General features: G+C 60.3%; 28 protein-coding genes. 17 read left to right on the top strand and 11 right to left on the bottom strand.

Annotated elements, in window-relative coordinates; translation table 11 throughout:
* Positions 1-121 precede the first annotated feature (121 nt).
* The 7 genes from urtE (at position 122) to ureC (ending at position 5,320) form a co-directional block, all read left to right on the top strand.
* Positions 122-820, top strand: a complete 699-nt coding sequence (gene urtE / locus FW800_RS03700) for an urea ABC transporter ATP-binding subunit UrtE (RefSeq protein WP_078820165.1) — start codon at positions 122-124, stop codon at positions 818-820.
* A 31-nt stretch (positions 821-851) separates the two neighbouring features.
* Complete coding sequence (locus FW800_RS03695; protein WP_446436984.1) at positions 852-1,691, top strand: urease accessory protein UreD; 840 nt, start codon at positions 852-854, stop codon at positions 1,689-1,691.
* 144 nt (positions 1,692-1,835) lie between these two features.
* A complete protein-coding gene (gene ureA, locus FW800_RS03690; protein WP_003171437.1) occupies positions 1,836-2,138 on the top strand; it encodes an urease subunit gamma in 303 nt (100 codons plus the stop codon).
* Between the two features lie 9 nt (positions 2,139-2,147).
* The gene (locus tag FW800_RS03685) at positions 2,148-2,660 is read left to right on the top strand and encodes an N-acetyltransferase family protein (protein ID WP_446436983.1); all 513 of its coding nucleotides are present in this window, start codon (positions 2,148-2,150) and stop codon (positions 2,658-2,660) included.
* Positions 2,661-2,665: 5 nt separating this feature from the next.
* A complete protein-coding gene (locus FW800_RS03680; RefSeq protein ID WP_223018727.1) occupies positions 2,666-3,199 on the top strand; it encodes a GNAT family N-acetyltransferase in 534 nt (177 codons plus the stop codon).
* Positions 3,196-3,501 (top strand): urease subunit beta, encoded by a 306-nt coding sequence (locus FW800_RS03675; RefSeq protein WP_032878152.1) that lies wholly within the window; start codon positions 3,196-3,198, stop codon positions 3,499-3,501. Before FW800_RS03680 ends, FW800_RS03675 begins: the two co-directional genes overlap by 4 nt.
* A gap of 118 nt (positions 3,502-3,619) precedes the next feature.
* Entirely contained in the window at positions 3,620-5,320 is a 1,701-nt protein-coding gene (gene ureC, locus FW800_RS03670) for an urease subunit alpha (protein ID WP_078820161.1), read from the top strand.
* Positions 5,321-5,365: 45 nt separating this feature from the next.
* On the opposite strand, the gene FW800_RS03665 is transcribed toward ureC, so the two are convergent.
* Complete coding sequence (locus FW800_RS03665; RefSeq protein ID WP_032878155.1) at positions 5,366-6,304, bottom strand: DnaJ C-terminal domain-containing protein; 939 nt, start codon at positions 6,302-6,304, stop codon at positions 5,366-5,368.
* 238 nt (positions 6,305-6,542) lie between these two features.
* Here FW800_RS03665 and FW800_RS03660 point away from each other — a divergent pair, with 238 nt between their 5' ends.
* Entirely contained in the window at positions 6,543-7,811 is a 1,269-nt protein-coding gene (locus tag FW800_RS03660) for an Hsp70 family protein (protein WP_078820160.1), read from the top strand.
* A gap of 83 nt (positions 7,812-7,894) precedes the next feature.
* Here the strand turns inward: FW800_RS03660 and FW800_RS03655 are convergent, their stop codons facing one another.
* The 3 genes from FW800_RS03655 to FW800_RS03645 form a co-directional block, all read right to left on the bottom strand.
* Positions 7,895-8,908, bottom strand: a complete 1,014-nt coding sequence (locus tag FW800_RS03655) for an AI-2E family transporter (protein WP_032878157.1) — start codon at positions 8,906-8,908, stop codon at positions 7,895-7,897.
* Between the two features lie 209 nt (positions 8,909-9,117).
* Positions 9,118-9,417, bottom strand: a complete 300-nt coding sequence (locus FW800_RS03650; protein WP_005784310.1) for a PsiF family protein — start codon at positions 9,415-9,417, stop codon at positions 9,118-9,120.
* Between the two features lie 71 nt (positions 9,418-9,488).
* Entirely contained in the window at positions 9,489-10,277 is a 789-nt protein-coding gene (locus FW800_RS03645; RefSeq protein WP_005784308.1) for an AraC family transcriptional regulator, read from the bottom strand.
* Positions 10,278-10,374: 97 nt separating this feature from the next.
* Here FW800_RS03645 and FW800_RS03640 point away from each other — a divergent pair, with 97 nt between their 5' ends.
* Positions 10,375-11,265, top strand: coding sequence for a DMT family transporter (locus tag FW800_RS03640; RefSeq protein WP_446436982.1), 891 nt, complete (start codon positions 10,375-10,377; stop codon positions 11,263-11,265).
* Between the two features lie 97 nt (positions 11,266-11,362).
* Positions 11,363-11,893: a ferritin-like domain-containing protein gene (locus FW800_RS03635; protein ID WP_005784304.1), complete on the top strand. Its 531-nt coding sequence runs from the start codon at positions 11,363-11,365 to the stop codon at positions 11,891-11,893.
* Between the two features lie 71 nt (positions 11,894-11,964).
* Here FW800_RS03635 and FW800_RS03630 read toward each other — a convergent pair whose 3' ends face one another.
* Positions 11,965-14,031: an AsmA family protein gene (locus tag FW800_RS03630; RefSeq protein WP_446436981.1), complete on the bottom strand. Its 2,067-nt coding sequence runs from the start codon at positions 14,029-14,031 to the stop codon at positions 11,965-11,967.
* A 357-nt stretch (positions 14,032-14,388) separates the two neighbouring features.
* Between FW800_RS03630 and FW800_RS03625 the strand changes: the two genes are divergently transcribed.
* Both FW800_RS03625 and FW800_RS03620 read left to right on the top strand, forming a co-directional pair.
* Positions 14,389-14,709, top strand: coding sequence for a hypothetical protein (locus FW800_RS03625; protein WP_005784302.1), 321 nt, complete (start codon positions 14,389-14,391; stop codon positions 14,707-14,709).
* A 151-nt stretch (positions 14,710-14,860) separates the two neighbouring features.
* The gene (locus tag FW800_RS03620; protein ID WP_005784300.1) at positions 14,861-15,493 is read left to right on the top strand and encodes a TetR family transcriptional regulator; all 633 of its coding nucleotides are present in this window, start codon (positions 14,861-14,863) and stop codon (positions 15,491-15,493) included.
* A gap of 4 nt (positions 15,494-15,497) precedes the next feature.
* Here the strand turns inward: FW800_RS03620 and FW800_RS03615 are convergent, their stop codons facing one another.
* Positions 15,498-15,995, bottom strand: a complete 498-nt coding sequence (locus FW800_RS03615; protein WP_148852897.1) for a C40 family peptidase — start codon at positions 15,993-15,995, stop codon at positions 15,498-15,500.
* A gap of 337 nt (positions 15,996-16,332) precedes the next feature.
* On the opposite strand from FW800_RS03615, the gene ureE reads away from it, so the two are divergent.
* The 5 genes from ureE to FW800_RS03590 all read left to right on the top strand — a co-directional run bounded on the left by ureE (position 16,333) and on the right by FW800_RS03590 (position 20,021).
* Positions 16,333-16,833 carry an urease accessory protein UreE gene (gene ureE / locus FW800_RS03610; RefSeq protein ID WP_005784297.1) on the top strand — a complete coding sequence of 167 codons (501 nt, stop codon included), beginning with the start codon at positions 16,333-16,335 and terminating at the stop codon, positions 16,831-16,833.
* Positions 16,830-17,504, top strand: coding sequence for an urease accessory protein UreF (locus tag FW800_RS03605; RefSeq protein WP_248128437.1), 675 nt, complete (start codon positions 16,830-16,832; stop codon positions 17,502-17,504). Before ureE ends, FW800_RS03605 begins: the two co-directional genes overlap by 4 nt.
* 24 nt (positions 17,505-17,528) lie before the next feature.
* Positions 17,529-18,143: an urease accessory protein UreG gene (ureG, locus tag FW800_RS03600; RefSeq protein ID WP_005784294.1), complete on the top strand. Its 615-nt coding sequence runs from the start codon at positions 17,529-17,531 to the stop codon at positions 18,141-18,143.
* Between the two features lie 22 nt (positions 18,144-18,165).
* The gene (locus FW800_RS03595; RefSeq protein ID WP_446436980.1) at positions 18,166-18,738 is read left to right on the top strand and encodes a HupE/UreJ family protein; all 573 of its coding nucleotides are present in this window, start codon (positions 18,166-18,168) and stop codon (positions 18,736-18,738) included.
* 173 nt (positions 18,739-18,911) lie between these two features.
* On the top strand, positions 18,912-20,021 hold the full coding sequence (locus FW800_RS03590) for an AGE family epimerase/isomerase (protein ID WP_248161127.1): 1,110 nt from the start codon (positions 18,912-18,914) through the stop codon (positions 20,019-20,021).
* Between the two features lie 120 nt (positions 20,022-20,141).
* Here FW800_RS03590 and FW800_RS03585 read toward each other — a convergent pair whose 3' ends face one another.
* The 5 genes from FW800_RS03585 to livM form a co-directional block, all read right to left on the bottom strand.
* Positions 20,142-21,047 carry a cation diffusion facilitator family transporter gene (locus tag FW800_RS03585; protein WP_005784289.1) on the bottom strand — a complete coding sequence of 302 codons (906 nt, stop codon included), beginning with the start codon at positions 21,045-21,047 and terminating at the stop codon, positions 20,142-20,144.
* Positions 21,048-21,232: 185 nt separating this feature from the next.
* Positions 21,233-21,997 (bottom strand): SDR family oxidoreductase, encoded by a 765-nt coding sequence (locus FW800_RS03580; RefSeq protein ID WP_032878165.1) that lies wholly within the window; start codon positions 21,995-21,997, stop codon positions 21,233-21,235.
* Positions 21,998-22,777: 780 nt separating this feature from the next.
* Positions 22,778-23,494 carry an ABC transporter ATP-binding protein gene (locus FW800_RS03575; protein WP_005784287.1) on the bottom strand — a complete coding sequence of 239 codons (717 nt, stop codon included), beginning with the start codon at positions 23,492-23,494 and terminating at the stop codon, positions 22,778-22,780.
* Positions 23,491-24,366, bottom strand: a complete 876-nt coding sequence (locus FW800_RS03570; RefSeq protein ID WP_005784285.1) for an ABC transporter ATP-binding protein — start codon at positions 24,364-24,366, stop codon at positions 23,491-23,493. Before FW800_RS03570 ends, FW800_RS03575 begins: the two co-directional genes overlap by 4 nt.
* On the bottom strand, positions 24,363-25,640 hold the full coding sequence (gene livM / locus FW800_RS03565; RefSeq protein WP_005784284.1) for a high-affinity branched-chain amino acid ABC transporter permease LivM: 1,278 nt from the start codon (positions 25,638-25,640) through the stop codon (positions 24,363-24,365). Before livM ends, FW800_RS03570 begins: the two co-directional genes overlap by 4 nt.
* Position 25,641: the final 1 nt, after the last annotated feature.

The following is a 25,641-nucleotide window of genomic DNA, read 5'->3' as shown; positions in this document are numbered from 1 at the left end:
GCTGGCTTGCCTGCGATGGCGTCACCTCAGTGTCACACAAACACCGAGTCGCCTGCATCGCAGGCAAGCCAGCTCCCACATTTGATCCGGTTCCCGCAGGGGGATTGAAGAGGTATTGAGAATGCTGCAAGTCGACAAACTGCACCAGTACTACGGCGGTAGCCACATCCTGCGCGGGCTGTCCTTCGACGTGAAAATCGGCGAAGTCACCTGCCTGCTCGGCCGCAACGGCGTGGGCAAGACCACCCTGCTCAAGTGCCTGATGGGCTTGCTGCCGGCCAAGGAGGGCGCGGTGAATTGGGAAGGCAAGGCCATCACCGGCTTCAAGCCGCACCAGCGTGTCCATGCCGGGATCGCTTATGTGCCTCAGGGCCGGGAGATTTTTGGCCGGCTGACGGTGGAAGAAAATCTGCTGATGGGGCTGTCGCGCTTCCCCGGCTCCGAAGCCAGGGAAGTGCCCGCGTTCATCTACGAGCTGTTTCCGGTGTTGCTGCAAATGAAGCATCGACGCGGCGGCGATTTGTCCGGGGGCCAGCAGCAACAGTTGGCGATTGGCCGCGCCCTGGCCAGCCGCCCGCGCCTGCTGATCCTCGATGAGCCCACCGAAGGTATCCAGCCGTCGGTGATCAAGGAGATCGGTGCGGTGATCAAGAAGCTTGCCGAGCGTGGCGACATGGCGATCCTGCTGGTGGAGCAGTTCTACGACTTCGCTGCCGAACTGGCCGACCACTACCTGGTGATGTCACGCGGTGAAATCGTGCAGCAGGGCCGCGGTGAAAATATGGAGAGCGAAGGTGTACGCGGCCTCGTAACCATCTAATCTGTGGCGTCACGACATTAAGCCAAAAATCATGAACCTGCCCGTTTCCCCTGCCCTGTTCACCCCCAGCTGGCACGCCGCGCTGGAACTCGGCTACGCGCGTTTCGGCGACACCACGCGCCCGGTATTGCGCCGCCACCTGGGCCCGCTGCGCGTGCAAAAGCACCTGTACGCCGAAGGCCCCCAGGTGTGCCAGCACATCATCGTGCACCCGCCCGGCGGAATTGCCGGTGGCGATCGCCTGGACATCAGCGCCCACGTCAGCGCCGGTGCCTGGGCGCAGTTGACCAGCCCAGGCGCAGCCAAGTGGTACCGCGCCAGCGGTCCGGCATTTCAGCACGTCGAGCTGACTGTCGAGGCCGGCGCGACGCTGGAATGGCTGCCCCAGGAAACCATCGTGTTCAGCGCCGCCCAGGCCGAACTCACTACGCGCATCGAGCTCTCGGGCGATGCGCGGTTGTTCTACTGGGACGTGGTCGCCCTGGGGCGCCCGGCCAGCGGCGAACGGTTCGACCTCGGCCACTTTCAATCACACCTGGATATTCGCCGCGACGGCCAGTTGCTCTGGCATGAGCGCCAGCGCATTGTGGGCGCCGATGGGTTGCTGGATTCGCCCATCGGGCTGGATGGGCAGCCGGTGTTTGCCACGTTGCTGGTGACGGGTGAGGTCGATCCTGAATTGCTTGAGCGTTGCCGCTCGCTGCCCCACGCGGTGCGCGGCGATTTGACCCAACTGCCTGGGTTGCTGGTGGCGCGTTGTCTGGCCGAGGAAGCGCTGTTGGCGCGGGGGTGGTTGATTGATTTATGGCGATTGCTGCGCCCGGCCGTATTGGGCCGAGAAGCGATATCACCGAGAATCTGGAGCACATGAAGATCAAAATGTGGGAGGGGGCTTGCTCCCGATAGCGGTGTGTCAGACATATATTCATCAACTGACCCTCTGTAATCGGGAGCAAGCCCCCTCCCACATTTGATCTCTGTCAAATTGAAGAATGCATTTAAAGGACCTTGAACCATGGACCTGACCCCACGGGAAAAAGACAAACTGCTGATCTTCACCGCAGGCCTCGTCGCCGAACGGCGCCTGGCACGCGGGGTGAAGCTCAACTACCCGGAAACCATCGCCTACATTTCCGCCGCGCTAATGGAAGGCGCCCGCGATGGCCGCACGGTAGCCGACCTGATGCACTACGGCACCACCCTGCTCAGCCGCGAACAGGTGATGGAAGGTATCCCGGAGATGATCCCGGATATCCAGGTGGAGGCCACCTTTCCCGACGGCACCAAGCTGGTCACCGTCCACCAGCCCATTGCATGAGGCACTGCGATGATTCGTGATGCAACCGAACACGACCTGCCGGCGATCCGCGCTATCTACAACGACGCCGTGCTGAACACCACGGCGATCTGGAACGAACAACCGGTGGACCTGGCCAACCGCCAAGCCTGGTTCAGCGCACGCCAGGCGCAGCAGTACCCGATCCTGGTCGCGGTGGAAAACGACGAAGTCACCGGCTACGCCTCATTCGGCGACTGGCGACCTTTCGAAGGCTTCCGCTACAGCGTCGAACACTCGGTGTACGTGCGCAATGACCAGCGCGGCAAAGGCCTCGGTCCACTCCTGATGCAGGCCCTGATCGAGCGCGCCCGCAGCTGCGGCAAACACGTCATGGTCGCCGCCATCGAAAGCGGCAACCTGGCCTCGGTCCACCTGCATGAACGCCTGGGTTTCATCACCACCGGGCATATGCCGCAAGTGGGCATCAAGTTCGGCCGCTGGCTGGACCTGACCTTTATGCAACTGACCTTGAACCCGGGCGCCGAACCGCCCAAGGAGTGAGATCGATGAACGCTGCACAACTGCGTCGAGTCAATGCTGAAAGTTTTGCCCATTACCGCCTGGGCTTGATCGAGTTGTTGCTGGACGCGGTGCAGCATGGCGCGTCGGTGGGCTTTATGGCCGACTTCGATGAGGCCCAGGCCCGCGAGTATCTGGCCGGCGTGCAAGCCGGTATCGAAGACGCCAGCCTGCTGTTGTGGGTGGTGGTACGTGAAGAACGGGTAGTCGCCAGTGTACAACTGGCGCTGTGCCAAAAGGCCAATGGCCTCAACCGCGCCGAAGTGCAAAAGTTGCTGGTGCACAGCAGCGCCCGCCGCCATGGCCTGGGCCAGCAATTGATGCACAGCCTGGAGCTCGCCGCACGCCAGCACAAGCGCGGCCTGCTGTATCTGGACACCGAGGCCGGCTCCGGCGCCGAAGCCTTCTATCAGTCGCTGCGCTACATCAAGATCGGTGAGCTGCCCGATTACTGCCAAAGCCCGGACGGGCGCTACAGCCCGACCGCCATCTACTACAAGACCCTGGGGCAACCGGCATGATTCCTGGTGAATATCAGATCCAGCCTGGCGAGATCGAACTGAATGTCGGCCGCCGCACCGTCACCTTGAGCGTGGCCAATAGCGGCGACCGGCCGATTCAAGTGGGCTCGCATTACCATTTTTTCGAGACCAATGACGCGCTGGAATTTGACCGTTCAGCGAGCCGCGGTATGCGCCTGAATATTCCGGCAGGCACGGCGGTTCGGTTTGAGCCGGGGCAGCGTCGGGAGGTGGAGTTAGTCGATTTGAGCGGCGGGCGCCGGGTGTTCGGGTTTGCCGGTCGAATTATGGGCGACCTCTAGGGCCTCATCGCAGGCAAGCCGGCTCCCACCTTTTGACAGTGTTCACAAATCAAAATGTGGGAGCGGGCTTGCCCGCGATAGCGATCTCACATTCAACACAATTAATCAGGGCAACCACATGAAAATCAGCCGCCAAGCCTACGCCGACATGTATGGCCCAACCGTCGGCGACAAAGTCCGCCTGGCCGACACCGAGCTGTTTGTCGAAGTCGAACAGGACTTCACCGTCTATGGCGAAGAAGTCAAATTCGGCGGCGGCAAGGTGATCCGTGACGGCCAGGGCCAGAGCCAGTTGCTCGCCCATGAGGTAGTGGACACCCTGATCACCAATGCGCTGATCATTGACCACTGGGGCATCGTCAAGGCTGACGTTGGCTTGAAGAACGGTCGCATCCATGCCATCGGCAAGGCCGGCAACCCGGATATCCAGCCCGGCGTGACCATGGCCATTGGCGCCAGCACCGAAGTGATCGCCGGTGAAGGCATGATCCTCACCGCCGGCGGCATCGACTCCCATGTGCACTTCATCTGCCCGCAGCAGATCGAAGAAGCACTGACCAGCGGCGTCACCACCATGATCGGTGGCGGCACCGGGCCGGCCACCGGTACCAACGCCACCACCTGCACGTCGGGGCCGTGGCACCTTGCGCGGATGCTGCAGGCCAGTGATTCGTTCCCGATGAACATCGGGTTCACCGGCAAGGGCAACGCCAGTTTGCCCGAGCCATTGATCGAGCAGGTCAAGGCCGGTGCCATCGGTTTGAAGCTGCATGAAGACTGGGGTACCACGCCTGCCAGCATTGATAACTGCCTGAGCGTCGCCGACCAGTACGATGTGCAGGTGGCGATCCACAGTGACACGCTCAACGAGTCGGGCTTCGTCGAAACCACCCTCGCCGCGCTCAAGGGCCGCACCATTCACACTTACCACACTGAAGGTGCCGGTGGCGGCCACGCACCTGACATCATCAAGGCGTGCGGTTACCCGAACGTGCTGCCCAGTTCTACCAACCCGACGCGGCCATTCACCCGCAACACCATCGACGAGCACTTGGACATGCTGATGGTCTGCCATCACCTGGACCCGAGCATCGCCGAAGACGTGGCCTTCGCCGAGAGCCGCATCCGCCGCGAGACCATCGCCGCCGAAGACATCCTGCATGACCTCGGCGCGTTCTCGATGATCAGTTCAGACAGCCAGGCCATGGGCCGTGTCGGCGAGGTGATCACGCGCACCTGGCAGACCGCCGACAAGATGAAAAAACAGCGCGGCCCACTGCCAGGTGACGGCCCCGGCAACGACAACTTCCGCGCCAAGCGCTACATCGCCAAGTACACCATCAACCCGGCGATCACCCACGGCGTGAGCCATATCGTCGGTTCCGTCGAAGTCGGCAAATGGGCGGACCTGGTGTTGTGGCGCCCGGCGTTTTTCGGTATCAAGCCGACCCTGATCCTCAAGGGCGGCGCGATTGCGTCGAGCCTGATGGGCGATGCCAACGCCTCGATTCCCACACCGCAACCGGTGCATTACCGCCCGATGTTCGCCAGCTTCGGCAGCTCACTGCACGCCACCAGTCTGACGTTTATCAGCCAGGCGGCACAGGACGCCGGCCTGCCCGAGGCCCTGGGATTGAAGAAGCAGATTGCAGTGGTCAAGGGCTGCCGCGATGTGCAGAAAAGCGACCTGATCCACAACGATTACCTGCCGGATATCGAGGTTGATCCGCAGACCTATCAGGTCAAGGCCGATGGCGTACTGCTGTGGTGTGAACCGGCTGAAGTCCTGCCGATGGCGCAGCGATATTTCCTGTTCTAGCTCAAACTCATGTGGCGAGGGAGCTTGCTCTCTCGCCACAGGACCTTAGAACTGCTCGCGTGGGTTAAAAGCGGCTTTTTGCGCCAGCTCCTGCCACAACGCTTTCACATCCTCATTGCCCGCAGGGGGCATGACCGCCTTCAACTGGATGAACAGGTAGCCACGTTGCCCGGCCTTGTTCAGCAAGCCATGGCCCTTGGCGCGCATACGCTGGCCGTTCTGGCTGCCGGCAGGCACCTTGAGGTTGATCTTGCCGGTCAGGGTCGGCACTGCCACTTCCGCACCCAAGGCCAACTCCCACGGGGCCAGCGGCAGGTTGATGACCAGGTTCTCGCCATCGACCTCGAACTTGGGGTGCGGCGCAAACTTGATGATCAGGTACAGGTCGCCATTGGCGCCACCGCCAATGCCTGGCGCGCCCTGGGCCTTGAGACGGATGCGCTCGCCGTCGGCTACACCGGCGGGGATCTTCACATTCAGGCTCTTGACGCTATTGCTGACATGCCGGCCAGAGGCGTCGTATTGCGGCACCTGAAAGCTGATCTGCTTGGACTCGGCCGACAGGGTTTCCTCAAGGGAGACCGACAGCTGCATCTCCACATCCTGGCCCTTGCGCCCGGTAGGACGACGTTGGCCACCACCGAAAGCATCGCCGCGCGAGCCAAAGATCGAGCTGAAAAAGTCCGAGAAATCGCCCGCGTCCTGGCCTCCGCCAAAGCCGCCACGGCTCTGCCAGCCCGGCGGGCCCTGGAACGGCTGGCCATGCTGGCCGTATTTGCGCAATTCGTCGTACTCGGCTCGCTTGTCGGCGCTTTTAAGCGCTTCATAGGCTTCGGACGCGTCCTTGAATTTCTCTTCGGCGTCTTTTTCCTTGCTCACATCGGGGTGATATTTGCGCGCGAGCTTGCGATAGGCAGCCTTGATTTCCTTGTCATCGGCCGTCGGCTCGACACCCAGAATCTTGTAGTAATCTTTGAAATCCATCGACGGTTCACCATCCTTTATCGAGATCGCACTGCCCGGGGCGCAACGTGCGCTGGTTTGCACCTGGTGAGGGTTGCGGCCTGGGGGTACGTCAAAGTGTTATCGGCATCAGCCGTATGCAACAGATGTGGGGGCAAATCCCGTACTTTCAAGCACGATTTAACGGATGGTTGGCCTACGCAAGCGCTTGCGACTGGCATACACTGCGCGGCCGTTTTTCAACCGGAACCCGATAGACATGAAAAACCCATCCCCAGCCCGTGCCTGCGGCATTGACTTCGGCACGTCCAACTCCACCGTCGGCTGGATCCGCCCCGGCATGGAAACGCTGATCGCGCTGGAGGACGACAAAATCACCCTGCCGTCGGTGGTCTTCTTCAACTTTGAGGAGCGCCGCCCGGTGTACGGTCGCCTGGCGCTGCACGAATACCTGGAGAACTACGAAGGCCGCTTGATGCGCTCGCTCAAGAGCCTGCTGGGTTCCAAGCTGATCAAGCACGACACCAGCGTGCTTGGCACTGCAATGCCTTTTACCGACCTACTGGCGCTGTTTATCGGCCAACTCAAGAGCCGCGCTGAAGCCAACGCGGGGCGTGAGTTCGAAGAAGTGGTATTGGGCCGCCCGGTATTCTTCGTCGATGACGACCCAATGGCCGACCAGGAAGCCGAGAACACCCTGGTGGACGTGGCGCGCAAGATCGGCTTCAAGGACATCTCGTTCCAGTACGAACCGATTGCGGCGGCGTTCGACTACGAGTCCACCATTGAAAAAGAGGAGCTGGTGCTGATCGTCGACATCGGCGGTGGTACCTCCGACTTCTCCCTGGTGCGCCTGTCGCCGGACCGCCGTCACAACGACAACCGCCAGAGCGACATCCTCGCCACCGGTGGCGTGCACATCGGCGGAACCGATTTCGATAAGCAACTCTCGCTGGCCGGCATGATGCCGCTCTTCGGCTACGGCAGCCGCATGAAGAGCGGCGCCTACATGCCTACCAGCCACCACATGAACCTGGCGACCTGGCACACCATCAACTCGGTGTACTCGCAAAAGTCCCAGCTGGCCCTGGGCAGCATGCGCTACGACATCGAAGACACCGGCGGCATCGACCGCCTGTTCAAGCTGATCGAACAGCGCGCCGGGCACTGGCTGGCGATGGAAGTGGAAGAAACCAAGATCCAGCTGACGCAGGCAGACAGCCGCCATGTGCCACTGGATCGTATCGAAGCCGGCCTGAGCGTGGACCTGAGCCGGGCGCTGTTCGAGTCCTCCATCGACAACCTGCTTGAACGCGTGCGCGGCAGTGTCACGCAGTTGCTCAATGACGCCTCGGTGAGCGTGGCCCAGGTAGACACGGTGTTCTTCACCGGTGGTTCCAGCGGCATCCCCGCGTTGCGCCACAGTATCTCGGCGATGCTGCCGAATGCGCGGCATGTGGAAGGCAATATCTTCGGCAGTATCGGCAGCGGTTTGGCGATTGAGGCCAGCAAGCGTTATGGGTCTTAAGCGGTAAGTTTTCAGCTGCAAGCGGCAAGTAAAAGCCAATCTGCTTCCGCTTGCAGCTTGCAGCTTGTAACTCGCATCTGCGCCTAAACCATCCCACCCAACTTCAGCTCACTCTTCAGATACGCATAGTAAATCGGCCCTGCCACCACCCCCGGCAAACCGAATGCGGCTTCAAACACCAGCATCGCCAGCAGCAATTCCCACGACTTGGCACTGATCTGCCCGCCGACGATGCGCGCGTTGAGGAAGTACTCGACCTTGTGGATCACGATCAAATACCCCAGCGCCGCTACCGCCACCCAGATCGACAGCGACAGCGCGACGATGGTGATCAGGGTGTTGGACATCAGGTTGCCGATCACCGGCAGCAAGCCGAGCAGGAAGGTCAGCACGATCAGGGTTTTGGTCAGCGGCAGGTGGATGCCGCACAGCGGCAGCACCACGGCGAGAAACACGGCGGTGAAAGCCGTGTTGAGCGCGGCGATTTTGATCTGGGCGAAGACGATGTTGCGAAACGCCTGAACCAGCAGGTGCAAACGGTCGAACAGCGCGGCGGCCAGGGGTTTGCGTTTGGTCAGGTCGGGCACCCGTTGCAGGGCGATGATGGCGCCGAGCACCATGCCGATCAGCAAGGTGACGAACATATGGGCGGCGTCTTTGCCGACCAGTTGCAGTTCGCTCAAGTGCTTGCTCATCCAGTCGCCGATGGCCACGCGAAACTCGGCGGCGCTGGCGGGCAGGTAGGCGTCGATGAACGGCGGTAACTGGCCGCGTGCGCGGTCGACCACGCCCATGAATTTATCCAGGGAAGCCCCGGGGTTTTCAGCTTCGTGGAGCAGGAAGCTGATGGCGCCGGCGAAGATCAAGGTGAGTACGCTGACGATCAGGGTGCCGAGCAAGGCCACCGCCAGCCAACGGGCGCGCCGGCCTTCGATCAGTCGTTGCAGTTGGGGGGTGAGCATGTTGACCAGTTCATAGACCAACAGGCCGGCCAGCAGGCTGGGCAGCAACTTCAGCGGCAGCACCAGCAGCAACCCGCCGAAAATGATGATGTAACTGGCCAGCAACAACACATGACGCTGAGAAAACGTTGGCATACAGCCTCAAAACGAACGGCGTTAAAGGATGGGCAGTCTGCCAGCGTTGCAGGCATCAAGCGAGGGGGGACGACTGTGAATGCGATCAAGTGTGGGAGGGGGCTTGCTCCCGATTACGGAGGATCAGCCAATGAATCGATTGACTGACACGGCGCTATCGGGAGCAAGCCCCCTCCCACATTTGATCTGCAGCGCCTGCGAAATCGTGATTAACCTTTGAGGCAGGTGCTCATGAATGTTTTACGCGCATCGCCGGTCAACGCTTTGGTTTTAGCCGACGCATTGCAGTCCTTCATCTTCTGCTGCTGCGGCGTCAGGGTCTTGGCATCGTTGGCGGCAGGCGCCGACAGGCAGGTCTTCATGAAGGCCTTGCGGTCATCGCCCTTGAGGGTCTTGGTGGTGGCTTCGGCATTGCAGGTGGTCATTTTGTTCTGCTGGGCAGTGGCGGCAAAACCTTGTGAACACAACAGCAGGCCCATCATCAACAACGGAATACGCAGCATCTTCATGGAGTTTTCTCCCTGTTACCGTGCCGACGGGCACGGCCTACAGCGCAGTGTAGTCAAAAGCTGTTACAACTTCACCGGCCACGAATATTCGTCCGTCGGTAGTGCTCCGGGGTGCAGCCAGCATGGCGTTGGAACATGGCGATAAATGCCGAGGCGGTGCTGTAGCCCAAATCAAACGCCACGTGCTGCACGCTGCGATCACTGTCCAGGGCTTCGATGGCCGCCAGGTAGCGCAGGCGCTGGCGCCATTCACCAAAACTCATACCCAGCTCGCGCACAAACTGACGCGCCAGGGTGCGTTCGCTCACATGTACCTGCTCAGCCCATTGCCCGAGCGGGCGATTGTCGGCGGGCTGCGCCTGCATACCTTCCAGCACCCCCAGCAGCCCGGGGTGGCGGGCGTAGGGCAGGAAGCCATCGTGGATCGGCGCCTGCTTGAGTTGGTCCACCAGCACTTGGGCCAGGCGGATATCCGCGTCCGATTGCGGGATATTCACGTCGCGCTGGGCGAAATCGCTGAGGATGGCCTTGAGAATATCGCTGATCGTCAGCGTGCACGGCGCTTGCGGCAGCTGCTCGCAGAGCGTCGGCGCCAAGCCCACCGAACGATAGACAATCGCCTGGGCGTTGTAGGAGCTGTGTTCGGTGTTGGGCGGAATCCACACCGCGTACTGCGGCGGCGACATAAAACGGCTGCCAGCCACCTCCATGCGCATCACGCCGTTGGCTGAATAGTCCAACGACCCCCAGCTGTGCCGGTGCGGGGTGCACTCGGTATCGGGTGCGAAATCGGAATAGCGAAAGTACACAGGGCTCGGCAGGCGGGGGAAATCCGCCAGGCGTACGGTATGTCGGGGCATGTTGTCTGGATTCAGAGGTCGGTTGTCTGGATCGCAGTATAGGCTTCGATCCAGACAGGGGATAATCGCGCCTCGTCAATACACTGGGTTTCTTTCGATGCAATACGCGTATCCGCTGCTGGCCATTTTTATCTGGGCTGGCAACACCGTGGTCAACAAATTGGCCGTGGGCTCGATTTTCCCGGCTGAAATCGGCTTTTACCGCTGGCTGTTCGCAGCACTGCTGTTCACCCCGTTCATGCTCAAGCCGGTCGTTGCCAACTGGCCGCTTATCCGCCCCAACCTGGGCAAGATCTTCATCCTCGGCGTGCTGGGCATGGCGGTGTATCAAAGCCTGGCCTATTACGCCGCCACGCTGACCAGCGCCACCAACATGGGCATCATTCTCTCGCTGATGCCGCTGATGGCGTTGACCGCCGCGATTATCAGCCTGGGGCAACGCCTGACCTTCGGCGCTCTGACCGGCGCGGTGCTGTCGTTCGCCGGTGTCGTGGTGGTGGTATCGTCCGGCAGCCTGGGCGCGCTGTTGCAACACGGGGTCAACCTGGGTGACGGCATGATGCTGGTGGCGACGCTGGCTTATGCGGTCTACAGCACCCTGCTGAAAAAATGGCAACTGCGCCTGCCACCGTTGGTGCTGCTGTATTTGCAGGTGCTGGTGGCGGTGGTGGTGCTGCTGCCGCTGTACCTGTTCTCGGCCAAGGCCGGTTTGGGCTGGACGAATATTCCGCTGGTGCTGTACGCCTGCCTGCTGGCTTCAATGCTGGCGCCGTTGGCGTGGATGCACTCGGTGAAGATCCTGGGGCCAAGCCGTACCACGCTGTTTTTCAACCTGCTGCCGTTGATTACCGCGCTGATCGCAGCGGTGGTGCTGAAGGAAGAGTTGGCGCTGTATCACCTGGTGGGTGGCTTGCTGACCCTGGGTGGAGTGATCCTGTCGGAGCGCTGGACCACACCGGTCAGACGTGCTCATGACACATCCTGTTAAATCCGATAAAACTTTTCGCCTGGCCCGGGACTCACAACCTATAGCGATCACGCCGGCAGAGCGTGGCGTACAACCGGATTAGCCCCAGGAGATTGAAATGACTGAAGCACACTTGACTGACATTGCGACCCTGCGCAGCCGCGCCCGCCAGAATGTCGAAAACGGTGCCGTGACCGAAGGCTACGACGCCGACCGTCAGGAGATCATCCGCCTGCTCAACGAGTCGCTGGCCACTGAGCTGGTTTGCGTGTTGCGCTACAAGCGTCACTACTTCATGGCCAACGGCCTGAAAGCCAGCGTGGCTGCCGATGAGTTCCTTGAACACGCCACCCAGGAAGCCGAGCACGCCGACAAACTGGCCGAGCGTATCGTGCAACTGGGCGGCGAGCCGGAGTTCAACCCCGACCTGCTGTCGAAGAACTCCCACGCTCAATATGTGGCAGGCAACTCGCTCAAAGAGATGGTCTACGAAGACCTGGTAGCCGAGCGCATCGCGGTGGACAGCTACCGTGAAATCATCCAGTACATCGGTGATAAAGACCCGACTACCCGTCGCATCTTCGAAGACATCCTGGCCCAGGAAGAAGAGCACGCCGATGATATGGCGGATATTCTGCAGGACCTGTAATCAGCGACATAGCAATAACCATGTGGGAGGGGGCAAGCCCCCTCCCACATTTCGTTTGAGCTGTTGGTCAGTTACTTCACAGTCTTAGGCGCCTTGCCTTCCTTCATCTGCTGCAGCAACGGTGCGCACTCATTGGGCTCTCCGCCACTTGGAGCGACCAAGGCAAGCAAGCCGGCGGCTGGCCCGGCGATAACGCCCAGGGCGACCATGCCTGCACCACGTAGCGCCAGCGGAATGGCTTTCACGCCAGCATTGGGCTTGATAAACGGCCCATTGACGTACAGCGGCGAGCGCAGCGAAAACAAGCGAAAGCCCTTGGACTCCGGCGTGATGGTCAGGTCCAACTGCTCCGTGGCCATGTTCGCGGTGCCGTCGATGTAGATGATGGCGTTCTCGGTATCGAACACAAACAACCGCGTGGTCGCCAGGCCCGTCTTGATACCGAAGTCTGCCGCCGCGCAGTTGATCTTCACTTCCTCGTCGCCGAACAGGCGGCCCACTACGTAGTTGCCCACGTTGAGCCCGGCGATTTCCATCAGGCTGCGGCTGATGGCGCCATCATTGATCAGCATCTTCAGGTCGCCGTTGGACGTCCCCAACAGTGCCGCCACCGAGTTACCACGCCCGGTAATATCGGCATCGCCGTTGAGCTCACCGAAGCTGGTTTTCATCGGTTCAAAGGTCGGGAACAGTTGCTTGAGCTTGAAGTTGCGTGCCGTCAGCTTGGCGCTGCCTTCCATCGGCGTAATGCGGCCATTCAAGCGAATCTGCGCATCGAGCTTGCCGCCGGCCACGCCGAAACGCAGGGGTTCGAGGCTCAGTTGGCCGTCGTTGAGCACCAGGTGCGTGTAGAGATCGGTGAAGGGCAAGTCGGCGCTGTGCACGATACGCTTGCCGGTGAATTCCACGTCGGCATCCATCTCGCGCCAGCGCTCGGTGCGGAACTCTTCAACCGGTAGCACTTTGGTCGCCGGTTGTTTGCTTTCACCGCCACGAGCTTTTTGCTCGGCGTTGGAATCCGCGCCAATCAGAGGCGCCAGGTCATCCATCAGCAGTTGGTTGGACACCAGCGCGCCGCTGAGCTTGGGCCGTGGCTGGCTGGCGACATAGGCCAGGTCGCCATGGATGTCGCTGTTGCCGATCTTGCCGTTGAAGTTCTCGTAGCGGAATGAGGCGCCGCTGGTTTCATGCAGCTTGGCGATCAAATGGCCGTCGGTGGAATAGGCCGGCGAATCCGGCAACGTCACACCGGTCAACGGGTAGAGGTTGCCCAGGCTGCTGCCCGAGAGTTTGAGGCGCAGGTCAAGGGCACCGAGGTTAAGCGGGTCGGTCAAGGTGCCGGCCAGGGCGATGCTGGTGTCGGCGACTTTCACCTGGGCTTGCAGCGGGAACGGCTTGGCCGCGTCCTGCAAGGCCAGCAGACCGCCGATCTTGCCGGTACCGGCGAGCTTCTGGCCGTGATATTGGCCTTTGACCTTGAGGCCGAACGCGTAGTCCTGAGGCGCCGAGCCTTTTTCCAGCGCCTTCTTGGCATCGGCATCTCCGACGATTTCACCAAACGGGATAGGTTTGCCCAGGGGGTCGATGATCACATCCAACTGAGTCTTGAGGGTTTGATCGTCGAGAGTCACATGGCCCTTGTCAAAGCCGATGGCGCCGATGTCCACCACCCAGTTGGAGGGCTCGGCGTCGGGGTCCTTGGGATCGAACTTGAACGTCCAGTTGGCGCGGCCGTCGGCCAGGCGCTGCAACTGGGCACTGGGCTCGGTGAGGTCAATGCGCGGGATCACCACGCGCTGCACCAGCAAGGCCAGGGGTGAAATACGCAGTTCCACCTTCTTGAGCGTGACCATCTGCGGTTGTTTCGACCAATCCGGGTTGCCCAGGGTCAGGTCTTCGGCGATCACATGGGGCCACGGCACCCAGGCACGCCAGCCGCCCTCATCGGGCTCGCGCTGCCACACCACCGCAAGGTTGCCGTTGATGCCGAACGGGCGATGCAGTTCTTCGGAGACCTTGGCGTTGAGCGGCGGCTTGATGCGGTTCCAGTCGAAGAACACCAGCACAAGTACCGCAATGGCAATTAACAGAACGAAGCTGGCGCAGCTCCAAGCGACGATTTTACGAGTGCGCGTCATTGCACAGGGCTCCTGAATACGACTGGCTGGGCAACAGCCTTTGACACAGCTTATAGAACTACGACTGGCAAAGTGCCGGAGGGTTTAACCCAACGGCGGATTTAGCCGAAAAAAACGATTTTCCTGATCAAGCAGACAGATTTAATCATCGCCAGCGCACCATTGTTACCCAGGTTCGTGTCGAAAATACCCACTGCGGTGCAAAACCGCGTGCTTGAGAGGCTCGATCTAGAGCCTTTGCAGGGAACAATCAATTCTGTTGATTATTACCATTGTGTTTATGAACTTTTATATCGACTTATCAAGAGTAGCATTAGCCCTGTACCCACTTTATCGCCCTCCCAAGGAGCAACCATCATGAAACGCCAATTACTCGCTACCGTCCTGTTATCTGTCCTGGCTTCCAGCGCTTTCGCCTTGCCAGCCGCCGAACAGGCCACTCCACAGAACAAAGCTCAAGCCATGCAGACTAGCCAAACCGTGGCGCGCAGCGGTTCGCAAGAAGACGAAAACCGTGACTACGCCAAAGGTGCTGTCGCTGAAAATGGCTACAATCGCCTGCAAGAGAAAGGTCTGGTAGAAGGCGGTGCTGAACAAGCCAACAAACGCGCCTACACCGAAGGCGTTGCTGAAGGTGGTGCCGACCGTCTGCAAGAACTGCATCAAGCACAGAGCTAAGCCCGTGGTGGCCCAGAAAAAAGCCCGATCAGCCGATCGGGCTTTTGCTTTTATATAGACCGCGTCACGCCTCGCCCCCGCCAAGTTCGACGCCGGCAAAGCGCTTTTGCTAGAGTGCGTCGCTGTACTTGCCGACAAAGCCCATCCGCTCATGCTGCCCCGCGCCGAACAGAAGCAACAGACACGCCTTGCCTTGATGGACGCAGCCCGCCATCTGATGGAGTGTGGCCGTGGGTTTGGCAGCCTGAGCCTGCGCGAAGTGGCCAAGACAGCGGGTATAGTGCCAACTGGTTTCTATCGCCATTTTGCCGACATGGACCAGCTTGGGCTGGTATTGGTCAGCGAAGTCGGCCAGACCTTCCGCGCCACGATCCGCCTGGTGCGCCACAACGAATTCGTGATGGGGGGCATTATCGATGCCTCTGTGCGGATCTTTCTCGACGTAGTTTCGGCCAACCGTTCGCAATTCCTGTTTTTGGCCCGCGAACAGTACGGCGGCTGCCTGGCCGTGCGCCAAGCCATCGGCGCCCTGCGCGAGGACATCACCCGCGACCTGGCCGCCGACCTGACGTTGATGCCAAAATTGCAGCATCTGGATGCAGAAGGTTTACATGTGATGGCCGACCTGATCGTCAAAAGCGTGTTTGCCACCCTGCCCGATATCATCGACCCACCGGCCCATGCCCTGCCGGCCCACCTCACGCCCCAGGCGAAAATCACCCAGCAACTGCGCTTTATCTTTATCGGCCTCAAGCACTGGCAAGGGCTGGGCAGTACCGAGTAATCCCTCAGCCAGCCTTGTGAAAACGCTTGGCCGTTGTGTAGTTCTTGCTCCAGTACTTATTGCTCAACGAATCGATACGCACATGCTTGCCGGTACGCGGTGAATGGATGAACTTGCCTTCGCCGATATACAGCCCGACGTGACTCACCCGCCCTCGCCCATTGCCTTTGAAAAATACGGCATCGCCCGGTTTTAACGCTGTGCGCTTGATGGTTGCGGCGGTTGAACGGTGCATCGCCGCAGTGGTGCGCGGCAGCTGAATGTTGGCTTCGGTCTTGAACAGATAGACCAGGAAACTGCTGCAATCAAACCCTTGCTCGGCAGACGTACCGCCCCACTTGTAGGGAGTGCCGAGCAGTTGATGGGCGCGGTCGATCACATCGTCGACCGAAGACGCCGCATGGCTTGAAGCGAAAGTCGGCGGCTGTTGAAGATTGGCCGAGGCTGACGAGATAACACACGACAGGCCGACAATGACTGAACAAATAAATGACTTGAACATGATGAACATCGCGGTGAATTAAACACGGCGCGAATCTTAAAGAACCATCACGTAAGCCCACGAAGGCCGATTCTCGGGTCTTTGTAGGATAAATCCTTAAAAACGCAACGGATAATTGGATGAAAGAAATTTCATGCAGCACCAGGCTTCTTTCAGGGAAAACGCCCTTTTCCAGTGCTATAACCGCTCATGCGCACCAAATTTGAACGCTCTATACAACCCGTGGATGCCCTATCCATGCGCAACCACCTGCACTGACAGGAAACTCCTACGCCAGTAGCAGGTTGGCAAGCCCCTTGCTCTAGCACTGCTATCGCTCATAGCTGGAAGCCTACCGATGCTGGTGATCCACCGCCGAATCGCCCCCCAAGCCCTCTGGGCCGCTGAGTTGCTGCTGAACTTCGAAGCCCGCAGCAAAAGCCGCCTGCGCTGTTTCAGTGCCGACGGTGAAGACGTCGGCCTGTTTTTGGAGCGTGGGCAGCCGCCCTTGCACGATGGCGAGTTCCTACAAGCTGAAGACGGACGTGTCGTACGCGTTTGCGCCCGCCCTGAACAACTGCTGCACGTCACTTGCCGCAACGCCTTTGAACTGACCCGCGCTGCCTATCACCTGGGTAACCGCCATGTGGCCCTGCAAGTCGGCGACGGCTGGCTGCGCCTGCTCGACGACTACGTGCTCAAGGCGATGCTGGAACAGTTAGGCGCCGACACGCAAACCATCGAGGCGCCGTTCCAGCCGGAACATGGCGCCTACGGCGGCGGCCATCATCATTCGCGCCATGGCGACGAAGACTTCAACTACCCGCCCAAGCTGCACCAGTTCGGCGTACGTCTATGAACCCAGCCTGGGCGCTGTTGCGCCTGGCCAGTCCGCAGTTGCCGATTGGCGGCTACAGCTATTCCCAGGGCCTGGAAATGGCTGTGGACAACGGCCGCGTACAGGATGCCGCGAGCGCAGGGCGCTGGATCAGCGATCAGTTGCTGCTCAACCTTGCGCGCTTCGAAGCGCCGCTGTTGCTCGGCCATTGCCGCGCTGCCGCTGAACAGGACTGGCCTGGGCTGGCGCAATTGTGCGAAGAACACCGCGCCAGCCGTGAGACCCGCGAGCTGTATCAGGAGAGCCGGCAAATGGGTTATTCCCTGCAGCAACTGCTCAATGGCTTACCGGAACTGGACAGCGCCGCCCGTGAGTTCCTTGCACAACGCGGCGAACCGCACCTGGCTCTTGGCTGGGCCCTGGCCGCCCGCGCCTGGCACATCAGCCCCGACGATGCCCTCGCCGCGTGGCTGTGGAGCTGGCTGGAGAACCAATTGGCCGTGCTGATGAAAACCCTGCCACTGGGCCAGCAAGCCGCGCAACGCCTGACCAGCGAACTGCTGCCCTTGCTACAGCAAGCCCAGCAGGACGCCGAGCGCATTGACCCTGCGCGGTTGGGCAGCGCCGCCTTTGGCCTGTCCCTGGCGTGCATGGCCCACGAACGCCAGTACAGCCGCCTGTTTCGTTCCTGAACGTTTTTTATTGTGGAGAAGCACATGAACACACAACCCCTGCGCGTCGGAATCGGCGGCCCGGTGGGCTCCGGCAAGACCGCCCTGACCCTGGCCCTGTGCCTGGCGCTGCGTGATCGCTATAACCTGGCGGTGGTCACCAACGACATCTATACCCGCGAAGACGCCGACTTTCTGGTACGTAACAAGGCGCTGGCACCGGAGCGCATCATCGGCGTGGAGACCGGCGGCTGCCCGCACACGGCGATTCGCGAAGATGCTTCGATCAACCTTGAGGCCGTGGACCAGCTCAACCGCCGCTTTCCCGGCCTGGACCTGATCCTGGTGGAGTCCGGCGGCGACAACCTGTCGGCCACCTTCAGCCCGGAACTCTCAGACCTGACCATTTACGTGATCGATGTGTCCGCTGGTGACAAGCTGCCACGCAAAGGCGGGCCCGGTATTTGCAAATCCGACTTGCTGGTGATCAACAAGATCGACCTGGCCCCGCTGGTGGGCGCCTCGCTGGAGTTGATGAACAGCGACACCCAGCGGATGCGCAACGGCAAACCCTTTGTGTTCAGCAACCAGAAAACCGGAGTCGGCCTGGACGACATCGTCGCCTTCATCGAACGCCAGGGCTTGCTGACCGCCGCCTGATCAACCCATAAGGAACCTGTCCATGAGCCTCAACAAACTCTTCACCGCTGCCGCGCTGCTGCTGGCCCCTGCCCTGGCCTTCGCGCACCCTGGCCACGGCGACAATGGCCTGGTGGCCGGCATCAGCCATCCCTTGGGCGGCCTCGATCACTTGCTGGCCATGGTTGCGGTCGGCCTGTGGGCGGCCCAACAGAAAGGCGTCGCGCGCTGGGCACTGCCATGCACCTTCGTCGGCACCATGCTGATCGGCGGGGTGTTGGGTTTTGAAGGGCTGCAATTGCCGGCGCTGGAAAGCGGGATTGCCGCTTCGGTGCTCGCCCTGGGCCTGGCCGTGGCACTGGCGGTGCGGCCGCCGCTGTTCATGGCGGTGGGCGCCACGGCATTGTTTGCGTTGTTTCACGGCGTGGCCCATGGCCTTGAACTGCCGGACATGACCAGCCCTTGGGCGTATGCCATTGGGTTTGTGGGTGCGACCGCGGCGTTGCATGCCGCCGGTTATGCAGTGGTGCGCTTTTTGCCAGCGGCTGCAGCACCCTTGGTGCGGGTGGCCGGGGCGGCTTCGGCAGCGACTGGGGTGTGGTTGTTGGCAGGCTGATCGTCAGCGACTGCAAGGACCTCATCGCAGGCAAGCCAGCTCCCACATTTGAGAGGGTTCACACTTCAAAAATGTGGGAGCGGGCTTGCCCGCGATAGTGCCAGTACAAACACCACCGATCCCAAGCCTGCTACCATGCGCGGCAAACACCCCTGCCGTGACGACGCCAGCCAATGCCCATCGCTTCCCCCTCTTCCCTGACGCCTGTGCTCACGCACTTCCATGACCTGATCGTGCCCCTCTGGCAAGGTCCGGGTTGGAATGCCGACCTCGCACTGCCCTTTGAGGCACTGGATGCCGATCATCAACCATTGCCCCCACAACGCTATCGCGCCATGGCGTGCGCCCGGCAGCTGTACCTGTTCGCCAGCCTGATCGGCGAGCCAGGTGCGGCCTTTGCCGATGAACGGGCGGCGGCGCTGTTCCGCTCCCTGCAGCGGCACTTCCATGATGCCGAGCACGGCGGCTGGTTCTACAGCATCGACCCGGCCGGCCAACCGCTGGACAAGCGCAAGGACCTCTACACCCACGCGTTCATCATCTTTGCCTGTGCCCATTACTGGGCCAAGGTGCGTGAACCCTTGGTGGAGTCAGTGCTCAACGCCGCACTGGAAGTTGTGGCTCAACGCTTTGCCACAGGCGATGGCTTGTATGAGGCGGTACTTGAGCGCAACTGGGCCTCGCTGAAATCCGGCCCGTTGCAAAACCCGCTGATGCACTTGGCCGAGGGCTTCCTCGCCACCCTCGCGGTACGCGAGGACGCGCAGGTACAAGCGGCACTGCTGGCACTGGCGACGGCCATGCAGCAACGCTTCATCGACCGCGAGCACGGCGTGATGCTGGAGAAACCGCTGGGCGCTGTGGATAACTGGTTTGAGCCAGGGCACCAGTTCGAATGGTTCTTTTTGCTGGAATCCTCAGAGGTGCTGCGCGGCACGCCGCTGCATGCATCACTGACACGGGCGTTTGCCTATGCCGAGCAAAAGGGTGTGGATAAGTTAAGCGGTGCGGTCAGTGGCATGTTGGCACTCGATGGCACGGTGCGCGACGGCACTCAGCGCATCTGGGCCCAGGCGGAATACCTGCGAGCACTGACCTTGCGTCCCGGCAGCGAGACGGTGCTGCAACGTCAATTGCTGGCGCTGCAACAGCGTTTTCTGCATGCAAAGGGCTGGCATGAATGCCTGGATGCCGACGGTAAGGTGAGCCGGCGGGATATGCCTTCTACCACGCCCTATCACTTGGCGACTTGCTACCAGGGTTTGATCAAGCAGTTTGGGTAACCCTCAGGGCCTCATCGGGGGCAAGCCCCCTCCCACACTTGTCCGCGTTTTCATGCTGAAAATCGTCCTAATGTGGGAGGGGGCTTGCTCCCGATAGCCTCACCTCGGTCTAACAGCCCATCACGCAATCCACTTGCGATCCCCGGTAAAACTGATCGTCAACCAACGCGCCGCATCCGGCGTGCCCAGCCCTGTGGATATCTCTTCGCGCAACCTGTCGAGGGTCGCGACCTTATCCACTGGGTAATCGGCCGGCAGCACTACATGAATCTCGATAAACCGCGCCCGCCCGTGCTTCTGCACATAGGACACGTAGTCATCGAAACCATGCCTGGCCTGCGCCGCATCCATCACTTCGCGTACTTTATCGTCCAGGTGATCCGGCGCGATCCCCAGCACTTCACGCAACGCCGGGCGCAGGATCTTGAACGCTGGCGCCAGCATACTCAGGGCCAGCAGGATCAAAATCAGCGGGTCGACATACACCGCCCATTCGCCATAACCCTGGGACTTGAGCAACAGTGCGGCCAGAAAGCTGATCAGCAAGCCCACTGAAAGCATCGCATCTACCAGCCAACTGATGTTGTCGAACTGGATCAGCGACGATTTAAGCGTGCGGTTGCGGTAGCGCACGTAAAAGAAGTAGGCGAACTCCACGACGGTAAACACCGCCGCATAAATGATCACTAACCCCAACTCGATCTCGCGCCCGCCATTAATGATGCCGAACACGCCATTGAGGAACGCATAGATGGCGATCAGCAGCAGGAAACTGCCTTCGATCAACAGCACCATCGGTTCCAGGTGCCAATAGCCGAACTGGAAGCGCTCGTTGCTTTTCTTGGCGATCAGCTTGGCCGTGATCAGCATCAGCACCTTGATGGCGGTGGCGATCAGCGAGAAAAAGCCGTCGAATAAAATGGATTGGGCGCCGGATATGACACCCGTGACAATCCCGGCGATCGCCACGGCGAACATCAGGATGGTCGATTGTTTGAGCAGTGCCTGCTCACCTCGGTTACTCACATTTCCTCCCGTCAAAACCTTTAAACCGCACAGTGCGGTGGGGTTTTCAGGAGTGGAGTGTACCTTATGGCCTGTTTTTGGCCGATTTACCGCTATCGGGGCAAGCCCCCTCCCACACTTGATCTGCGAACCCGATCAATGTGGGAGGGGGCTTGCCCCCGATGCAGGCGACGCGGTCTAAGGCCCTATTTGGCCCCCCGCTCAATCGCAAACCCAGCCCAGGTCTGGCTCACAGGCATCAGCTCCAACCGGTTGATATTCACGTGCGCCGGCGTATTCATCACCCAGAAAATCGTATCGGCAATATCCTGAGGCTGAATCGGCTCGGCACCTGCGTAGGTGGCGTCATAACGCGCCTGGTCACCGCCAAAGCGCACCAGCGAGAACTCGCTCTCGCAAAGGCCTGGCTCGATGTTGGTCACACGCACGCCAGTGCCTTGCAGGTCGCAACGCAGGTTCAACGAGAACTGCTTTACGAACGCCTTGGAGCCGCCATACACATGGCTGCCGGGGTACGGGTAGTTACCGGCGATGGAACCCAGGTTGATGATCCCCGCACCACGGCCATGAGCAATCAGGCGCGGCAGCAGCAGGTTGGTAGTGGTCAGCAGGCCCTTGATATTGGTGTCGACCATGGTTTCCCAGTCGTCGAGGTCGCACTTGGGGGCCGGATCAGTGCCCACGGCCAGGCCAGCGTTGTTGATCAGGCCACGCAGTTTGGCGAACGACGGCGGCAAGTTGGCGATGGCCTCCTCCATGCCTTTGCGATCGCGCACATCCACCACCAGGCCATGCACTTCGGTCTGCCTGGAAAGTTCTTCGACCAAGGCATTCAAGCGCTCGGCACGACGACCGGTGAGCACCAGTTTCCAGCCGGCTTCGGCAAAACGACGGGCACAGGCTTCGCCGAAACCTGAAGTAGCGCCAGTAATGAATAGCGTGTCGGACATGGTGTTCTCCTTGAGTGCATCGGGGAAAAAAGTTGCCAGCAGAATGCCCTTCCGCCGCCGTTGCGGCAACCGCTACGCACGTAACTTCACACGCAACTGTGCATTTTTTAACCACCCCAAGCAAAGCCTTATAAACCGTGGCCTGCAGCCATATGCGCGCAGGTTATCCACAACTGCGCCCACAGTCTTTGGGGGCAAGTGCAAATCGCTCGAAGCCACTGTGTACAAGGCTTGCAGGCGGTTTTAGAAAGTTTTTTGCTTGACCTTGGCCGGGGCGTATGTAGCCACTGAAAAATCCGGAAAGACACAACGATGGCTTCAGGCCAGTCATTCCGGCCCCTGCGGGCGTCTTTCCAGAGTTTAGTCACAGACTTATCCACAGGCTGGATGGACATATTCCGGTCATATACCTGTGTCTTTAAACAGGTTGACAAAGCCGGTAGAGGGTCGAGAAAAAGCCGCCGATCAAAAAACAACCACAACGCTACAGGCCCCGTATTCAAAGGCTTTCAGCCAAGTACACCCACGTTACCCACAGCCGCTTCCACAGTGGATGGGGACAAGTCAAAACTGTGACAAAACAGGGATTTGCGGCGGCTATATGTCGCGCTTTGGAGGTGGGCTGGATTTGTTTTCCACAATTTGGAGAAAGGCCTGATGGACCACACAATCAAATGTGGGAGGGGGCTTGCTCCCGATAGCGATTTGTCAGTCAGCACTTCTTAAACTGACACACCGCTATCGGGAGCAAGCCCCCTCCCACAGGGTACTGAGTACCAGTTAGTGACCACCGAGATAGGCGTTGCGCACTTCCTCGTTCACCAGCAGCTCTTTACCGGTGCCCGTCAGGCGAATCTCGCCATTGACCATCACATACGCCCGATCCGACAAGCGCAGCGCATGGTTGGCGTTCTGCTCCACCAGGAAGATGGTCATCCCGGTAGACGCCAGCTCGCGCAGGGTAGAAAAGATCTGCTTCACCACAATCGGCGCCAGTCCCAGGCTTGGCTCGTCGAGCAGCAACAGTTTGGGCCGGCTCATCAGCGCACGAGCGATGGCGAGCATTTGCTGCTCGCCGCCGGACATGGTCATGGCCCGCTGGTTACGCCGCTCCTTGAGCCTGGGGAACAGCTCGAACATGCGTTGCATATCCTCGCTGGCAAACTTGTCGCCAATGGGGATGGTGCCCATCAGCAGGTTTTCCTCGACGGTCATGTCGGGGAACACCCGCCGCCCTTCCGGCGACTGCGCAATGCCGTTGGAGGCGATGTAGTGGGACGACTTGTGGGTAATGTCGACGCCGTTGTACAGAATCTGCCCCGACTCGGCCCGAGGCTGGCCGAAGATCGACATCAGCAGCGTGGACTTTCCCGCGCCGTTGGAGCCGATCAGGCTGACGGTTTCGCCTTCGTTGATGTGCAGCGAGACTTTCTTCAACGCCTGGATCGGGCCGTAGAACACGTCCAGGTCCTTCATTTCGAGGATAGGTGCGCTCATACCAACTCCTCTTCGTCCGCGCCCAGGTAGGCGGCGATCACTTTCGGGTCGTTGCGGATCGCGTCGGGGCCGCCTTCGGCGATCACGTTGCCGTGGTCCAGCACCACAATGTGGTCGGAAATACTCATCACCATGCCCATGTCGTGTTCGATCAGCACCACCGTGAGGTCGTGTTCGTCGCGCAGCAGGCGAATCATCGCGCTGAGGGCTTCGGTTTCCTGAGGGTTGAGGCCCGCTGCCGGTTCGTCCAGGCAGATGATCTGCGGCCGCGTGCACATGGCGCGGGCGATCTCCAGGCGGCGCTGCTGGCCGTAGGAGAGCTCGCCAGCCAGGCGGTTGGCGCAGTCCACCAGGTCCACAACCTCCAGCCAGTAGAACGCACAGTCCAGTGCATCACTTTCAGCCTTGCGGTAGCCCTTGGTATTGAGGATGCCCGCGAGCATGTTGCGGTTGACCCACATGTGCTGGGCCACCAGCAGGTTTTCCAGCACCGACATTTCCTTGAACAGGCGAATGTTCTGGAAGGTCCGTGCCAGGCCGGCGCGGTTTACCAGGTGGGTGCCGCCGAACATCTTGTAGTACACGCGGCTGAGGAAGCTTTTGGGCGACACGAAGTCGGTGGCCTCAAAGCGCTCACCCAACAACTGGATGACGTTGGTTTGCTTGCCGCGCACGTTGAGTTCGATCTTGCCGCCGCTGGCTTTGTAAAAGCCGGTGAGGCAGTTGAACACCGTGGTTTTGCCGGCGCCATTGGGGCCGATCAGGGCAAATATCGAGTTGCGTTCGACCTTGAGGCTGACATCGCTCAGGGCCTTGATGCCACCGAAGTGCATCATCAGGTGTTCGACAGATAGCACGACTTCCTTGCTCATGGCGCTACCCCCTTGCGTGGCGTCACACCGGTGCGGCTGATCCGAATCAAGCCACGCGGTCTCCAGATCATCATCACCACCATCAACACGCCAAACAGCAGCACACGGTATTCGGAGAAGCTGCGCAGCAATTCAGGCGCCACGGTCAGCACGAATGCCGCAATCACCACTCCGACCGTCGAGCCCATGCCGCCCAACACCACGATGGCGAGGATCAAAGCCGACTCGAAGAAGGTAAACGACGACGGGTTGACGAAGCCCTGGTAACTGGCAAAGAACACCCCGGCCAAACCTGCGGTTGAAGCGCCGATGGTGAACGCCGAGAGCTTGACCAGCACGTGGTTCAGGCCCATGGAGCGGCAGGCGATTTCATCTTCACGCAAGGCTTCCCAAGCACGACCGACTGGCATACGCGTGAGGCGATGCTTGATGTACAGCACGGCCAGCACCACCAGAAACAGCACGATGTAGATGAACATGAACTTGATGTTGGGGTTGTAATCGATGCCGAAGAACTCGTGGAACGGGATGCCGCCATCTTTGGCACGCTTGCCGAACTCAAGGCCCAGGAACGTCGGCGAAGGCACCGGCATACCGTTGGGGCCGCCGGTGAATGACAGCCAGTTGTTGAGCACCAGGCGGATGATTTCACCAAAGCCCAGGGTCACGATGGCCAGGTAGTCACCGTGCATTCGCAGCACCGGGAAGCCGAGTATGCACCCCGCCAGTGCCGCCGCGATTGCCGCCAGCGGCAGCACCGTCCAGAACCCCAGGCCGAGGTATTGATAACCCAGCGCCAGGCCGTAGGCACCGATGGCATAGAACGCCACGTAACCCAGGTCGAGCAGGCCGGCCAGGCCCACCACGATGTTCAGGCCCAGGCCGAGCAACACGTAGATCAGCCCGAGAATCACCACGGTCAGCAGGTATTTGTTGGCGAAGATCGGGAACACGATGGCGATCACGATCAACGCCGGGATGATCCAGCGCAACCGCGATTTGTAGTCCGGTGGCAGCACGTGCACACCCGAGCCGCTGCTTTCAAAACCCTGCAGAATCTTCACGCCCTTGGGGGTTTGCAGGAACAGGCTGAGGGCAAAACGGCCGGCCATGACGATGGCGACCAACGTGGCAACGCGCAGCGGCTCCAGGTTGAAGCTGTAGCCGTCGAGCACTACGCCGACGATGGGCCCGAACACGATCAGCGAAATCAGCCCGGCGAGGACCGTATCGACCACACTTTTCTTGATATCGATAGATTTGGCAGCAGACATG

This window comes from Pseudomonas sp. 910_23 (genome assembly GCF_052850795.1).
This window is presented reverse-complemented; position numbering and strand designations above follow the sequence as displayed.